This window comes from Acinetobacter sp. YH12155, assembly GCF_013418255.1.
Lineage (GTDB): Bacteria > Pseudomonadota > Gammaproteobacteria > Pseudomonadales > Moraxellaceae > Acinetobacter > Acinetobacter indicus.
Genome location: NZ_VPCK01000007.1, coordinates 1 through 15,485 on the forward strand (window position 1 = coordinate 1; position 15,485 = coordinate 15,485).

Consider the following 15,485-nt stretch of genomic DNA (forward strand, 5'->3'; position numbering starts at 1 on the left):
TTTTCATATTGCATCTATTGCCCTTCTTAATTTACTCAGATTCGACTCTTTGGCTTCTGCAGGTAATCTACCCAAACATCTGGAAAGTTTAATGGAGAAATCTAATCGGTATGTTATACCTGAGAGAAGAGTGAGGAGTTATCCAAGGGTTGTAAAAGGAAAACCTCAAAAATACCCAAGAAAAAGCCAGTCAATCTCTTAACTGACTGGCATTACTCAGTTGAGGGCTTTTTGTTGTGCGTTTATAAGACTTCATCAATCAGGTTTTCAATCGCATCAGGGCGAGAATTCTGCTGCTGATTTTGCGCTGGTTGTTGCGGCTGTGCCGGTTGCTGTGGCTGAGGCTGCATTGGTGGTGGAGTCGCCTCATCCGGAATCAGGATTTCCTCACCCGGCAAATCATCAAAATCATGCTGCGGTGCAGGCGCGACCGGTGCAGGCGCAGGACGATACAGCGGACGGGCCAATGGCGGTGATGAACGATAGCGCTGCTGCAACTCCTGGTCCATGCTGTCATTGCTGGCACTATCGCGGCTTAGCTGGTTGCCTTTACGGTCCAGACTGACCCAGGCTTCCGGTGTACCTTGCAGGGCTTTACCCATAAACTCGGTCCAGATCGGCAGGGCTGCGACACCGCCATATTCACGACGACCCAAAGTCGTTGGCTGGTCAAAACCGACCCAGGAAATGGTCACCAGTTTACCATTAAAGCCGGCGAACCAGGCATCTTTGGCATCGTTGGTGGTTCCGGTTTTTCCACCAATATCATTACGGCCAATACGCAGGGCAGCGCGTCCGGTACCGTACTGAATCACATCACGTAGAATATTGGCCATATCATAGGCCGAGCTGGATTTTAAAATACGCTGTGCCTGACGATACTGGCTGCGTTCAATCTTGTTGGCTGGCGCTGCATCTGCAGTTTGGATTGACTGATTGGTGACTTCAATCACTTCATCATCTGGCGTTTTTACTTCAGCTGTTTCAGGATTTTTTTCATCTTCACTGATACAGGCAATGCAGGCATATTCAGGATTGGCCTGATAGATGGTTTTGCCATACGCATCTTCAATACGCTGAATAAAATGCGGTTGTACCCGATAACCGCCATTGGCAAAGGTGGCATAGCCGGTGGCCATTTGCACCGGCAGCACCTGTGGCGTACCTAAGGCGATGGTGTAGTTACGCGGAATCTGGTCTTCCTGCAAGCCAAAATCCATAAATAGTTGGCGGGTACGGTCCAGACCGACGGTTTGAAGTAAGCGGACTGAAACGGTATTTCGAGATAAATACAGCGCACGGCGTAAAGGAATCATGCCCAGATAACGGCCATCCGAGTTACGTGGTGACCATTTGCCAATGGTAATTGGCGCATCATTCACCATGGTATGCGGTGTCATGCCGCGTTCCAGCGCCATCGCATAAACAAAGGGTTTGATAATTGAGCCTGGCTGGCGCCAGCCTTGCAAGGCACGGTTAAAGGTCGATTGATAAAAGTTATAACCGCCGACAATGGCTTCAATCGCGCCATTGTTTGGGTTAATTGCAATCAGCTGCCCCTGAACTTTGGGAACTTGCACCAGTGACCAGGAACTTTTGTTCTGGTTGGGGCGTAAACGGACAATATCGTTAACTTTGACAATTTGAGCTGCCCGGTTTGGTGCTGCGCCAACACTATTGGCATTGCGATAGGGACGCGCCCAGGACATGCCAGACCACGGGACAGTGACGGTAGAACCATCCTGCATCAGGGCTTCAAAAGAATTGTTCAGGACTTTGGTGACTTGTGCGGGATAGGTGTTGGCAAAGGCACGAAAGTTACTCAGTGGCTGGTCATGCGCTTCGGCACCGCGCCAGCCATGACGGCGGTCATATGCTTCTAGACCATTTTGCACCGCCTGCTCGGCATAAGCCTGACGTTTACTGTCAATGGTGGTGTAAACCTTATAACCAGAATCAACCGCCTGCTTGCCGAATTTTTTGACCAGTTCAGCTCGGACCATTTCCCCAACATAGGGGTGAATATTACTGATACTGCGATCCGGCATATCCAGGTTAATTGGCTCGGCAATCCCACCCTGATATTCATTCTGGTTGATATAACCGAGTTGCAGCATCCGGCCCAGAATCCAGTTGCGACGTTCTAAGGCACGTTCCGGATTGACCACTGGATTGTAACGTGATGGCGCTTTTGGCAGACCCGCAATCATCGCCATTTGCGCAATACTCAGTTCTTCCAAGCTTTTATTATAGTAAATTTTGGCTGCTGCCGCGATCCCGTAAGCATTTTTACCGAGAAAGATTTTATTGACATACAGGGTCAGAATTTCTTCTTTGGACAGGTTCTGTTCAATTTTTCGGGCTAGAAAAATTTCAGTCAGTTTGCGTCTTAAAGTGCGTTCCGGGCTTAAATAATAGTTCTTGGCCACCTGCATGGTAATGGTCGAGCCACCGGTTTGCACATTAGAACCGGTCACCGCTTCACTCACCGCACGGCCTAGGCCTTTAAAGCTGATGCCGCTATGTTCGAAAAAGGCCGAATCTTCAGCCGCTAAAAAGGCATAGATAAACTTTTCGGGAATCTGGTTGTACTCGACAGGTACAGAAAGTTTGCCACCATACTCTGCAATTAACTGATTATCCGTGCTATAAACTTGTAAAGGCTTCAAAAGAGGCGCTTTTTTTAGAGTGGTCATTTCCGGCAAAGATGGGGCAATATAGAGATACATGCCATAAAAACCCATCGGAATGGAAACTAACACAATAATTATGAGCAAAAAAAATGGATGAACACGGCCCGAACAAGATAGCTTTTTCATAACAAGTAAGTTTTAATAAGAGCTAATGGCAAACTAATTGCTGGTCAGTATAGCCTTTACCCATACGGATTGTTAGATGAGTTATTGTATCCGTACAAAAATATAGACCACAAAGCAACTTAGTGAATGGCATTTTTTTTGGGGATAAAAAAATAATAGGAAAAACTTATTGTGCGCAGGTTATATCGTAAACCGAGTAAGGGGTTAATAGGTGTAGATATTAGTTCTACTTCTGTTAAGTTATTGGAGCTCTCTGTAAAGAATGATCGTTACTGGGTGGAAAGTTACGCCTTGGTACCGCTCTCAGAGGGCAGTGTGGTTGAGAAAAATATTCTGAATCCTGAAGCTGTAGGGGATGCGCTCGAGCGTGCCTTTAATTTGGCCAATACACCGACAACAGCTGCCGCTTTAGCGATTCCAACCTCAATGGTAATTAGCAAGACCATTGAGATGGATGCCGATATGACGGATGACGAACGTGAAGTTCAAATCCGGATGGATGCAGAGCAATATATTCCTTTCCCATTAGATGAAGTTAGCCTGGACTTTGAGGTGCTGCCTGATCGTCTGGCCAATCCAAACCGGGTCAATGTTTTGCTGGTGGCGACACGACTGGAAAATGTCGAGAGTCGCTGTGAAGCGATTGAACTGGCCGGTTTAACCCCAAAAGTGGCAGATGTCGAAAGCTTTGCCATTGAAAATGCCTTTAAAGTCTTCGCCGATACCTTGCCGATGGGGGTAAATACCATTGGTGTGTTAGACATTGGTCATACTATGACCACGCTGTCGGTACTCAAAGACAATAAAATTATCTATACCCGCGAGCAGGTCTTTGGTGGCAAGCAGCTGACCCAGGAAATCCAGAACCGTTATGGTCTGTCCTTTGAAGAAGCCGGCCGCGCCAAGAAAAGCCGTACCTTGCCAGATGATTATGATGTTGAAGTGTTGGAGCCATTCCTTGAGGCGGTGGTGCAGCAGGCGGCACGTTCGCTGCAGTTCTTCTTCTCCTCATCGCAGTTTAATGAAATTGACCATATTCTGCTGGCCGGTGGGAATGCCAATATTCCAGGCCTGGCCAAGCTACTACAGCAAAAACTGGGTTACCGCGTCACCATTGCCAATCCGTTTTTACAGATGGGTTTCTCCTCCAAAATTGATATTAAAAGAATTGAAAGCGATGCCTCTTCATTGATGGTGGCATGTGGCTTGGCATTGAGGAGTTTTGATTAATGGCAAAAATTAACTTACTCCCTTGGCGTGATGAGCTAAGAGAAAAACGAAAAAAAGAATTTATTGCGGTTTGTATTGGGGCTGCATTAATTGGGGTGCTGGCCGTCACGCTGGCATGGTTCTATTACAATCATAAACTTCAAGATCAGGAACAGGCCAATCAGCTGGTGATCAGTACCAACCAGAATCTGGATGTACAGTTAAAGTCGCTGGAAGGCCTGCAAGAGCAGCGTAATGCCATTGTCGAGCGCATGAAGCTGATTCAGGGTCTGCAAAGTCAGCGTCCGGTCGCGGTACGTTTGGTCGATGAGCTGGTCCGCGTTACCCCAAGTAGCATGTATTTGACCAAAGTGGCCCGTATTGGCAATAAATTTACCTTTGAAGGCAAGGCCGAAAGTCCAAACACGGTAGCAGAGTTCCTGCGTAATCTGGAAGCATCGCCATGGTATCGTAACGCCTTCATGAATTCTTTCTTGGCCGTTGAAGAAAATAAAAACAAGGCACCAAGTTCGGTTGTTCCACGGGTAGAAGAAAGCTATGGCAGCTTCGTGGTAACGGCAGATTTGGATGAAATTGCACTTCCAGGCACAGCACCTGCGTCTGGTACTCAAGCAACAGCGGGGGCAGTACAATGAGTCTCGATCAATATGAAGAAATGAATCAGGATACTGTTGCTGCACCAAAGAAAAAAATGACGCTGGATAAATTCCTGCAGCAATGGAATACCTTAGATCCGAATAACTATGGCAGCTGGCCGTTTTCCGTCAAGCTGACCATCTGGATCTTTATTATTATTTTAATTGCCATCCTGGGCTATTTCCTGGCCATCAAGCCGAAGCTGGATGCAATTTCCAATGCGCGTGCACAAGAGCAGAACCTGCTGAATGAATTTCGTGAAAAAGATTCCAAACTGCGTAACTTGCAGCAATATCAGGCGCAGTTACAGGAAATGGAAGCCAACTTTAACCAGCAGCTACAACAGTTGCCAAAAGAAACCGAAATTCCAGGTCTGGTTGAAGATGTCAACGTTACGGGCGTGAATTCAGGCTTAAGATTTAAAAATATCCGTCTGGAAAATGAAATCAAGCAAGAGTTCTTTATCGAGCAGCCAATTTCGATTGAAGCCACCGGTGATTATCATGCTTTTGGTTCTTTTGTGAGCGGTACAGCCGCTTTACCGCGAATTGTGACCATGCATGATTTCACTATTACTGCCGGTGAAAACAAGGAAAAGAAAACCGATATTCCACAAATTACCTATGTCGCGAAAGCCAAGACCTATCGCTATGTCGGGAATACCGATGCACAGGCCGGTAATAGTACGACTCCAGCCACAGGAGCAGCACAATGATGAAATTTGAAAAACTTTCGTTGGTTCTGGTGTTGGGCCTACTGGCTGCAGGCTGTGATTCACGTATTGATGCCGTGAATGCACAAATGGCAGAAATCCGTAATCAGCCGCCGTTACCGATTGAACCGGCACCGACTTTTGAGCCGGCACCTGTATTTAACTATGCAGCACATCAGCTGAAAAGCCCGTTTATGCCAAGTTCTCTGGCGGCCGAGCTGAAAATTATGGCGGGTAAACGGGTTTATCCAAACCTGTCGCGCCAGTTGCAGCCTTTAGAAAGCTATGCACTGGAAACCTTAAGTATGAAAGGCAGTATGCGCGGGCAACGCGGCGAGATTCTGGCCCTGATTCAAACTCCAGATGGTGAAATTGAACGGATTCAGCGCGGCAGCTATATGGGCTTGAATCATGGTCGGGTCATCAATATTACGCCGACACAAATTGACTTAATTGAGATTATTCCAGATGGTCGCGAAGGGTATGTTGAACGTCCAAGAAGTCTAGTACTGATTGGGCCGGCGCCATAAATTAAAGGAATAAAAATGAATAATACTGTGAAAGATTTTATTTTTGGGGATGGCATTACAATGAACAATTTGTTCCGTCAGTTTTCAATGGGCGCTGTTGCGATGGCCGTCATGCAAGTGGCCAATGCGCAGGTCAGCATTACCAATATTGTACCAATGCAAATTCCAGGACAAGGTACTGAAATTCGTGTCATGTTCAATGGCTTGCCATCTCAGCCTGCAGCCTATCAGCTTGAGCAGCCATCACGTTTGGTGCTGGATTTTGATAAAGCCCAGCAAACCTTAAAACAGGCCAGCATTCCGGTTGCAACCCGGGAAGCCAGCTCGGTGGATGTCAGTTCCGATGCCCAGCGTGCACGTTTAACGGTCAATCTGGCTGAAGCGGGTGCTTTTACTACCCGTGTCGAAGGCAATACTTTTATTCTTAAAATTAACAGCACTCAGCCAGCCGCAACACCAGTAGCTGTACAGCAGACGGCTCAAGGCGTATCGAATATCGGCTTCCAGCGTGGTGCAGAAGGGGAAGGTCAGGTAGTAATTGACCTGGCAGGCAGCAATACCCCGGTCGATGTGCAACAGCAAGGCAGTAAAATTATTGTCCGTACTTTGGGCAATAAAATTCCTGCGCATCTGGCACGCCGTTTAAATGTCAATGATTTTGCCACGCCGGTATCTACCATTGATGCGCAAAATGATGGTGGTAATGGGGTAATTACTATTCAGTCTGCCGGAAGCTATGAATATATGGCGTATCAGGCGGAAAATAAACTGAGCATTAGCCTGAAACGCCCGGTAGATAAGAACCCGTTTAAACCACGTGCAGCACAAAGCTATACTGGCAAAAAGATTTCTTTAGATTTCCAGGATATTGAAGTGCGTCGTGTGCTGCAGTTACTGGCGGATTTTACTGGAATTAACATGGTTGCCGCCGATACGGTACAAGGCAATATCACCTTACGTCTCAAAGATGTGCCGTGGGATCAGGCGCTGGATATTATTTTAAAAACCAAAAATCTGGATAAACGCCGTAATGGCAATGTGATCTGGATTGCACCCGTCGCAGAGCTGATCAAGGCCGAAGAAGAAGAAGCCAAAGCGATTGCTCAAAGCGTCAAGCTGGCGCCGCTGCAAACCGAATATATCCAGTTAAATTATGCCAAGGCTGCTGATATCGAGAAACTGATTACTCAGAATAAAGGCGCCTCAAACTCTAGCGGATCAGGCAGTAATGATGGGCGAGAAAGTTTATTGAGTTCTCGAGGGTCAGTTTCGATTGATGCCCGTACCAATACCTTAATTGTGAATGATACTCAAGACTTTATTGATAAAATTCGAAATATGGTGGATTTGCTAGATGTTCAGGTCAAGCAAGTCATGGTAGAGGCTCGTATTGTTACCGCTCAAACTGACTTTTCCCGTGAGTTGGGGATTCGCTGGAGTGCCAATAAATTAAATAATCGCCCGGTATGGGGAGGAGACTTCCAACCAAGCTTTGACTTGGGGGTAGATTTAGGTACAGGCTCTGCGGGGACATTTAACTTTGGGTTATTGAAAATTTCAGATTATATGCTGAATCTGGAGTTAACTGCTTTACAGGCGGATGGGCATGGGGAAGTATTGTCTGCACCTAAAGTCCTGACAGGCGATAAACAGAAAGCCTATATTCTACGAGGTGATCAAATTCCATATCAGACTTGGAGTGCAGAATCAGGAACAACCACAAGTTTTGTTGACGCCAACTTAAAACTTGAAGTGACCCCAAGCATTACTCCAGATGGAAAAGTCCAAATGGAATTAAAAATTGAAAAAGATACAGTAGGGCAGTTGACTCAAGCAGGTTATCTCATCAATACCAATGAATTGGAAACCAATGTGTTAGTCAATGATGGTGAAACTGTCGTGCTCGGTGGTATTTTTGATGATATTCAGCAGAACCAGAATGAGCGGGTTCCATTTTTAGGGGAATTGCCAGTGGTGGGTAACTTGTTTAGAAATAATGTGAAAACCAATACTCAAACTGAGTTGCTGATTTTTGTGACACCACGAATTGTTAATGACAGTGTTTCAAGAAATCATTAATATATTTTCAATTTAACAAAATAAATAGGTGACTCCTTGCCAAGCAAAGAGTTTAACGCCCTGCCAAATATCTATTTGGTGGGGCCGATGGGGGCCGGAAAAACCACGGTAGGGCGACATTTGGCAGAGCTGCTCGGACGCGAGTTCCTGGACAGTGATCATGAAATCGAGCGCCGTACCGGGGCCACCATTCCCTGGATTTTTGAAAAAGAAGGGGAAAGCGGTTTCCGTAGCCGTGAAACCACCGTTATTGACGAGCTGACCTCTCGCACTCAACTGGTTCTTGCCACCGGCGGTGGTGCGGTCACCCAGGCCCCAAACCGTGAATTCCTCAAACGGCGTGGTATTGTGGTGTATCTGTATACCCCGGTGGAAATCCAGCTGCAACGTACCTACCGCGATAAAAACCGTCCTCTCCTTCAAGTTGAAAATCCTGAACAGAAACTGAAAGATTTGCTTGCAGTACGCGATCCATTATATCGTGAGGTGGCGCATCATATTATTGAAACCAATCAGGGTGCAGCCCGTGATCTGGCACAAAAAATCCTGAATGTGATCGTGGCGAAAAAATCAATTTAATTGAGTACAGTGTTTTAAAACCATGCAAACCTTATATGTTGAACTCGGCGATCGCCGTTACCCGATTTTTATTGGCAGTGATTTAAATCCGCAGACCTTACTGGAACCTTATATTCAAGGCAAGCAGGTCATGATTGTGAGCAACAGTACCGTGGCGCCTTTGTATTTAAAGCACTATCAAACTGCCATAGAAGCACTGGGTAAACAGGTGGCAACATGTATTTTGCCCGATGGTGAAAAATACAAGGATATTCAGCATCTCAATCTGATTTTTGATGCCCTGCTGGAGGCCGGGTTTAACCGCGATTGTACCGTGCTGGCACTCGGCGGCGGTGTGATTGGTGATATGGCCGGGTTTGCCTCGGCCTGTTTCCAGCGCGGCGTGTATTTTATTCAGGTGCCGACCACCTTGCTGTCTCAGGTCGACTCCAGTGTGGGTGGGAAAACTGGAATTAACCATCCGCTAGGTAAAAACATGATTGGTGCCTTCCAGCAACCGCAAGTGGTGCTGGCCGACATGTCGCAGCTCAAGACCTTGCCCGATCGTGAGCTGTCTGCCGGTCTGGCCGAAGTGATTAAATATGCGCTGCTGGGTGATATTGAGTTTCTGGACTGGTTAGAACAGCATATGGATGCCTTGGTGGCGCGTGATCCGGTTTTACTAGCAGAAGCGGTATACCGTTCTTGTGCGCACAAAGCCCGTATTGTCGCCAATGATGAAAAAGAGCAGGGCGAACGCGCATTGCTGAATTTAGGCCATACCTTTGGTCATGCCATCGAGTCTTATCTCGGCTATGGCGAATGGCTGCATGGCGAAGCGGTTGCGACCGGCATGGTGATGGCCGCCGATTTATCGTATCGGATGGGCTGGATTTCTGCAGACGATGTTGAGCGTACAAAAAGAATCATTTCTCGTGCCCAATTGCCGATAGTATGTCCTAAAATTCCGTTGGATGATTTTCTCGGTTTTATGGCCCATGACAAAAAAGTGTTGAATGGCCAGTTGCGACTGGTATTAATGCAGCGTCTGGGACAGGCCATCATTACCCGGGAATTTGACTCGGAATTGATGAAACAGTCTATTCTTGCGCATCAGGCAGCATAAATAAGGGATCCCATGGCAGCAGCATCACAAAGCGTCAAACAACGTGTTCAGAATTCCATCTGGTTGGTGTGTGGTGCGCTGTGTCTGCTGCTGGCGATCATCTTCTGGGCTATTACCGATCGTGATGAGCTGATTGAAGTCGAAAAAGCCCCGGAATCAGAAGTTGAATTGCAGATTCAGCCGGCAAAAGTCGCCGCAACCACGCATTTGGGTGCCTTGATCGACGAAGTCAAACCGCTGGAACAAACCAAGCGTTTAACCGCTTCGGGGCTGCATGAGCCTGAATTTCGCGGCACCAAATTTATCTCCGAGCAGCGAAAGCACCAGACCATTGAACTGTTTCGTGTGAGCGAAGAAGACATTATCAAGGGCTTTCTGAAAAAACAGGCCGATCGCCAGAATTTTCTTTATATTCGCTTGAGTGGTGAAAACCGCGCCGAGCAATATGTATTACTGTATGGCAATTATAAAAATACCAGTCAGGCACAAAGCGCTTTAGAACAGCTAGCGCTGCAATTGCCCGCATCGGTCAAACCGGTGGTGACCAGCTTTATGGACTATCTGCCGTTTGTGAATGACCTGGGTGCAGAGGAAGTGAGCCTGAACAATAAACTTTATGAAGTGGCTTTAAAGCCGGCCGCGCTGCCGAAAATTGATGAAAGTCTGCTGGCTGCACCAAAACAGAGCGCAACCAGTCCGCAACGCTCCACCACAACCACCACCGTAACCCGCCGTGATCAGGACGGAAACGTGGTGGATGTGCAAAAATCACAAAGTGGTGTTGCTCCACCTGCACCAGCATCGAATAACACCACCACAGAACAAGAAATTAGCGATCCTTTCAATTAAACTGCCGTTCTAAAATAGCGCAGGCTGGTGTATAAAAATAAAGATATGCACAAAAACAGTGCGTATAAAATAAGCGAAACTTCCCTGAAAGCGCACCGCTCTCACTGAAACTTGCCCAAATTAAGTCATTTAAAAATAGCACAATAAAGTTGGCATCATTTTTGCATTATTGGTGCATCAATTGAGTTAATGTCCCTATTTTGGAGCAAGAAAGATTCAATGATTGTGCGAAATCGTCAAATGTTTATGCTTGATTTAAGTGCGTAAAGGCAGTCACGGTTTTCCTCAGCTTGTCATCTTGATCACTCAAGATCAGAGCTAGGAGAAATGAACTTGCTCAACATGGATCTTAAGCTAAGTCAGTCGGACCAGGTCGCAAAAGAAAGTAGATTGTTAATGCCCAGCAAGGGCGCGTTGAAAGAAGGGTACGCTATGCACATGCCATCGCCTAATACTGTAGCTCCCGCTCAAGGTTTATACCAACCGGATGAGTTTAAAGATAACTGTGGTTTCGGTTTAATCGCCCATATGCAGGGTGATGCAAGCCATGATCTCGTCAAGACCGCCATTCATAGTTTGAGTTGTATGACCCACCGTGGTGGTATTGCCGCAGATGGCAAGACGGGCGATGGTTGCGGTCTATTGCTTGCCATGCCAAAGCAGTTCTTCCGTGAAGAAGCCAAACGCTTAAGTGACATTACCTTAAGTGAAGTGTTTGCTGTGGGCACCATTTTCCTGAGCCTCGATCCGGCCTTAGCTGCGCATGCCAAACAGACATTGACCAAAGAAATTGAAGCAGAAGGCTGTAAAGTCATTGCCTGGCGTGTAGTGCCAACCAATAATGATGCCTTAGGCTCAATTGCCATGCAGTCTTTGCCTGCCTTTGAACAGGTCATCGTGAACTGCCCGATTGGCGTGACTGAAGTTGAATTTAACCGTAAATTATTTTTGGCGCGTCGCCGTGCCGAGCAGCAACTCAGCAATGATCCGTATTTCTATGTGACCACTTTATGTTCAACTGTGATCAGCTATAAAGGTCTGATGATGCCAGCTGCGATTGCTGACTTCTATACCGACCTGGCTGATGAGCGTTTAGCGTCTCATATCGTGGTGTTCCACCAGCGTTTCTCGACCAATACCTTGCCACGCTGGCCGCTGGCGCAGCCGTTCCGTTATCTGGCGCACAATGGTGAAATCAACACCATTACTGCAAACCGTAACTGGGCGCTGGCACGTACCCCTAAATTTGAAAACCCGTTGTTGCCGGGCTTAACCGAGCTGAATCCAATTGTGAACCGTACCGGTTCGGATTCATCCAGCCTGGACAATATGCTGGAAATCCTCGTGGGTGGTGGTATGGACCTGTTCCGTGCGCTACGTATGCTGGTACCACCAGCCTGGCAAAACGTGGAAACCCTGGATGCAGACCTGCGTGCCTTCTATGAATTTAACTCGAAACACATGGAAGCCTGGGATGGTCCGGCAGGTCTGGTGATTCAGGATGGCCGTCATGCCATCTGTATGTTAGACCGTAACGGTTTACGTCCAGCACGCTGGGTCATCACCAAAAATGGTTATATCACCCTGGCTTCTGAAATTGGCGTCTGGGGTTATGAACCGGAAGATGTGGTGTCGAAAGGCCGTGTCGGTCCGGGCCAGATTCTGGTGGTCGATACCATGACCGGCAAAGTGCTGGACACCAGTGATGTAAACCAGCACCTGAAAAAAATGCGTCCTTACCGTGAATGGTTACGTGAAAATTCAATTCGCGTTCAAGGCAGCCCGGAATTAGAAGAATATTTATGTGATCAGGGCTTAAAAGGCGATGGCCTGAAAGCGGCACAGAAAATGTTTATGGTCACTTTTGAAGAGCGTGACCAGTTGCTGCGTCCAATTGCAGAAAGCGGTCAGGAAGCGGTCGGCTCGATGGGCGATGATACCCCAATGGCCGTCTTGTCACGTCAGGTGCGCCATGTATCGGATTATTTCCGTCAGCAGTTTGCGCAGGTCACCAACCCACCAATCGACCCGTTACGTGAATCGATTGTGATGTCACTGGAAACCTGTCTGGGCCGTGAGCAAAACGTATTTGAACAGGGGCCGGAACATGCTGATCGTCTGATCATTTCCAGCCCGGTGCTGTCAAACTCGAAAATGCACCAGATTCGTACTTTAGGACGTAAAGGCTATGAAATTGCCGATATCGACCTGAACTATGCTGAAACAGAAGGTCTGGAGGCAGCAATCACGCGTATTTGCGAGCAGTCTGCGCAAGCGATTCGTGATGGCAAAACCTTGCTGGTGCTTTCCGACAAGAAAATCCGTGAAGGCTATCTGCCGGCCAATGCGGTGATGGTGACTGGTGCGGTGCATCACCACCTGATCAATACCGGTTTACGTACCGATGCCAACCTGATTGTGGAAACCGGTTTTGCCCGCGATCCGCATCAATTTGCAGTGTTACTCGGTTTTGGTGCCACCGCCATCTATCCATATCTGGCTTATGATGTGATCAATGATTTGGTCGCTAAAGGTGAATTGCTCGGTGATCCGGTCTATGCACAATCGAACTTCCGTAAAGGGATTGAAAAAGGCCTGCTGAAAGTCCTGTCAAAAATGGGTATTTCAACCGTTGCTTCGTATCGTGGCGGTCAGCTGTTTGAAGCAGTTGGTTTATCTGCCGAAGTGGTGAATACCTGCTTTAGCGGTGTACCAAGCCGTATTCAGGGCGCGACCTTCGTCGATCTGGAAAATGACCAGAAAAAACTGGCCGATACTGCGTGGAAAGCGCGTAAGCCAATTGATCAGGGCGGTTTACTGAAATTCGTTTTCGGCAAGGAATATCATGCTTTTAACCCGGATGTGATCAATTCCTTACACAAGGCGGTGCGTTCAGGCAATTATGCCGATTTCAAAGAATACGCCGAGATTGTGAATAACCGTCCAATCGCGACCATTCGTGATTTATTCAAACTGAAAACAGACAATTCGATTCCACTGGAACAGGTGGAATCGGTTGAAGAGATTTTACCGCGCTTCGACTCTGCCGGGATGTCTTTAGGGGCGTTATCACCTGAAGCGCACGAAGCAATTGCGATTGCCATGAATACCATTGGTGGTCGTTCGAACTCGGGTGAGGGCGGTGAAGATCCAGCGCGTTACGGCACCATCCGTAACTCGAAAATCAAACAAATTGCATCGGGCCGTTTTGGTGTGACGCCTGCGTATTTAACCTCTGCAGAAGTCCTCCAGATTAAAGTCGCGCAAGGTGCAAAACCAGGTGAAGGTGGCCAGTTGCCGGGCGGTAAAGTAAACGGTCTCATTGCCCGTTTACGTTACTCTGTACCGGGCGTAACCTTAATTTCGCCACCACCGCATCACGACATTTACTCGATTGAAGATTTATCACAGTTGATCTTCGATTTAAAACAGGTGAACCCACAGGCGATGGTGTCGGTGAAACTTGTTTCTGAGCCAGGTGTTGGTACGATTGCGGCCGGTGTTGCGAAAGCTTATGCCGATTTCATTACCATTTCTGGTTATGATGGCGGTACAGCGGCTTCGCCACTTTCTTCTATTCACCATGCCGGTTCTCCGTGGGAGCTGGGTCTGTCTGAAGCGCATCAGGCGCTGCGTGTGAACGACCTGCGTGGTAAAGTTCGCGTACAAACCGATGGGGGTTTAAAAACCGGTCTGGACGTGGTGAAAGCGGCCATCCTTGGTGCAGAAAGCTTCGGTTTTGGTTCTACCCCAATGATTGCTTTAGGTTGTAAATACCTGCGCATCTGTCACCTGAACAACTGTGCGACCGGTGTAGCGACGCAGCAGGATCACTTGCGTCAGGAACACTATATTGGTGAGCCGCAAATGCTGATCAACTTCTTCACCTTTATTGCTGAAGAAACCCGTGAATGGCTGGCGGCGCTGGGTGTATCCAGTCTGAAAGACCTGATTGGTCGTACAGACTTGCTGGAAATCCTGCCGGGTGAAACCGACAAGCATGCACATCTGGATTTAAGTGCCTTGCTGGAATCGCATCCTGCCGCGGAAGGTAAGGCGCAGTACTGTGAAGTACAGGGCAATGAGCCGTTCGATAAAGGTGTATTGGCCGAGCAGATGGTTAGCGAGATGCTGCCAGCCATTGAAGCCGGTACCGGTGGTGAATTTAATTACACCATTGGCAACTGTGACCGTTCAATCGGTGCGCGTATTTCTGGTGAAATTGCCCGCCGTTATGGCAACCTCGGTATGGAAGCCCATCCGGTGAAAATGAACCTGACCGGTACTGCAGGTCAGTCCCTGGGTGTCTGGAATGCCGGTGGTTTACACATCAAGCTGGAAGGCGATGCCAACGATTACGTCGGTAAAGGGATGGCTGGTGGTCGTCTGTCGATCTTCCCGCCAAAAGGTTCGCCATTCCAGACCCAGAATACCGCGATTATTGGGAACACCTGTCTGTACGGTGCCACTGGCGGTAAACTGTTTGCAGCGGGAACTGCGGGCGAGCGCTTTGCGGTGCGTAACTCGGGTGCCTTTGCCGTGATTGAAGGTGCGGGCGATCACTGCTGTGAATATATGACCGGTGGTATCGTAACGGTACTGGGTAAAGTCGGACACAACTTTGGTGCCGGGATGACAGGTGGTTTTGCTTATGTACTTGATTTGGACAACGACTTCGTTGACCATTACAACCATGAGCTGATCGAGTTAAACCGTATTTCTACAGAGTCGATGGAAGAACACAAAGAGTTCTTGTCACGTATCTTAGATGAGCATATTCAAGAAACGGGTAGTGCCTGGGCGTACAAGATCCGCCATGAGTTTGATTACTACAGCCGCAAGTTCTGGCTGGTAAAACCAAAAGCAGCCAACTTGCTGACTTTGTTAAAGACAACTCAAGCTGATCCTCAATAATTCCACGACTGCAGAAATGAAGCCAGATGCAA

Annotated in this window: 10 protein-coding genes and 1 pseudogene; 10 read left to right on the forward strand and 1 reads right to left on the reverse strand. The window is 47.7% G+C overall.

The genetic code is table 11. From position 1 onward, the window contains the following. Nucleotides 1-202 (forward strand): annotated as a pseudogene (locus tag FTU86_RS13735) (DDE transposase); the annotation flags it as partial. A 40-nt stretch (nucleotides 203-242) separates the two neighbouring features. Here the strand turns inward: FTU86_RS13735 and ponA are convergent. Continuing rightward, nucleotides 243-2,819, reverse strand: a complete 2,577-nt coding sequence (gene ponA, locus FTU86_RS06480; RefSeq protein ID WP_180048382.1) for a penicillin-binding protein PBP1a — start codon at nucleotides 2,817-2,819, stop codon at nucleotides 243-245. Nucleotides 2,820-2,990: 171 nt separating this feature from the next. On the opposite strand from ponA, the gene FTU86_RS06485 reads away from it, so the two are divergent. The 9 genes from FTU86_RS06485 to gltB all read left to right on the forward strand — a co-directional run bounded on the left by FTU86_RS06485 (nucleotide 2,991) and on the right by gltB (nucleotide 15,453). After that, nucleotides 2,991-4,049 (forward strand): pilus assembly protein PilM, encoded by a 1,059-nt coding sequence (locus FTU86_RS06485; RefSeq protein WP_075174946.1) that lies wholly within the window; start codon nucleotides 2,991-2,993, stop codon nucleotides 4,047-4,049. Beyond that, nucleotides 4,049-4,684, forward strand: a complete 636-nt coding sequence (locus FTU86_RS06490) for a PilN domain-containing protein (RefSeq protein ID WP_005180516.1) — start codon at nucleotides 4,049-4,051, stop codon at nucleotides 4,682-4,684. Before FTU86_RS06485 ends, FTU86_RS06490 begins: the two co-directional genes overlap by 1 nt. Further along, nucleotides 4,681-5,400 carry a type 4a pilus biogenesis protein PilO gene (locus FTU86_RS06495; RefSeq protein ID WP_168407514.1) on the forward strand — a complete coding sequence of 240 codons (720 nt, stop codon included), beginning with the start codon at nucleotides 4,681-4,683 and terminating at the stop codon, nucleotides 5,398-5,400. The genes FTU86_RS06490 and FTU86_RS06495 overlap by 4 nt, the downstream gene beginning before the upstream one ends. Next, entirely contained in the window at nucleotides 5,400-5,927 is a 528-nt protein-coding gene (locus tag FTU86_RS06500) for a pilus assembly protein PilP (RefSeq protein ID WP_045795346.1), read from the forward strand. Before FTU86_RS06495 ends, FTU86_RS06500 begins: the two co-directional genes overlap by 1 nt. 15 nt (nucleotides 5,928-5,942) lie before the next feature. After that, nucleotides 5,943-8,006, forward strand: a complete 2,064-nt coding sequence (locus FTU86_RS06505; RefSeq protein ID WP_180048381.1) for a type IV pilus secretin PilQ — start codon at nucleotides 5,943-5,945, stop codon at nucleotides 8,004-8,006. Nucleotides 8,007-8,042: 36 nt separating this feature from the next. Further along, nucleotides 8,043-8,585: a shikimate kinase AroK gene (gene aroK, locus FTU86_RS06510; RefSeq protein WP_180048380.1), complete on the forward strand. Its 543-nt coding sequence runs from the start codon at nucleotides 8,043-8,045 to the stop codon at nucleotides 8,583-8,585. A 22-nt stretch (nucleotides 8,586-8,607) separates the two neighbouring features. Further along, entirely contained in the window at nucleotides 8,608-9,690 is a 1,083-nt protein-coding gene (gene aroB / locus FTU86_RS06515) for a 3-dehydroquinate synthase (protein WP_180048379.1), read from the forward strand. 12 nt (nucleotides 9,691-9,702) lie between these two features. Beyond that, the gene (locus FTU86_RS06520) at nucleotides 9,703-10,539 is read left to right on the forward strand and encodes a hypothetical protein (RefSeq protein ID WP_104495046.1); all 837 of its coding nucleotides are present in this window, start codon (nucleotides 9,703-9,705) and stop codon (nucleotides 10,537-10,539) included. Between the two features lie 438 nt (nucleotides 10,540-10,977). Next, on the forward strand, nucleotides 10,978-15,453 hold the full coding sequence (gene gltB, locus FTU86_RS06525; protein ID WP_104473465.1) for a glutamate synthase large subunit: 4,476 nt from the start codon (nucleotides 10,978-10,980) through the stop codon (nucleotides 15,451-15,453). Nucleotides 15,454-15,485 lie beyond the last annotated feature (32 nt).

What these genes read in the sequence shown, in the direction of transcription:
- ponA (WP_180048382.1), bottom strand. Translation starts at nt 2,819, where the DNA reads ATGAAAAAGCTATCTTGTTCGGGCCGTGTTCATCCATTTTTTTTGCTC.
- FTU86_RS06490 (WP_005180516.1), top strand. Translation starts at nt 4,049, where the DNA reads ATGGCAAAAATTAACTTACTCCCTTGGCGTGATGAGCTAAGAGAAAAA.
- FTU86_RS06495 (WP_168407514.1), top strand. Translation starts at nt 4,681, where the DNA reads ATGAGTCTCGATCAATATGAAGAAATGAATCAGGATACTGTTGCTGCA.
- FTU86_RS06500 (WP_045795346.1), top strand. Translation starts at nt 5,400, where the DNA reads ATGAAATTTGAAAAACTTTCGTTGGTTCTGGTGTTGGGCCTACTGGCT.
- FTU86_RS06505 (WP_180048381.1), top strand. Translation starts at nt 5,943, where the DNA reads ATGAATAATACTGTGAAAGATTTTATTTTTGGGGATGGCATTACAATG.
- aroB (WP_180048379.1), top strand. Translation starts at nt 8,608, where the DNA reads ATGCAAACCTTATATGTTGAACTCGGCGATCGCCGTTACCCGATTTTT.
- FTU86_RS06520 (WP_104495046.1), top strand. Translation starts at nt 9,703, where the DNA reads ATGGCAGCAGCATCACAAAGCGTCAAACAACGTGTTCAGAATTCCATC.
- gltB (WP_104473465.1), top strand. Translation starts at nt 10,978, where the DNA reads ATGCCATCGCCTAATACTGTAGCTCCCGCTCAAGGTTTATACCAACCG.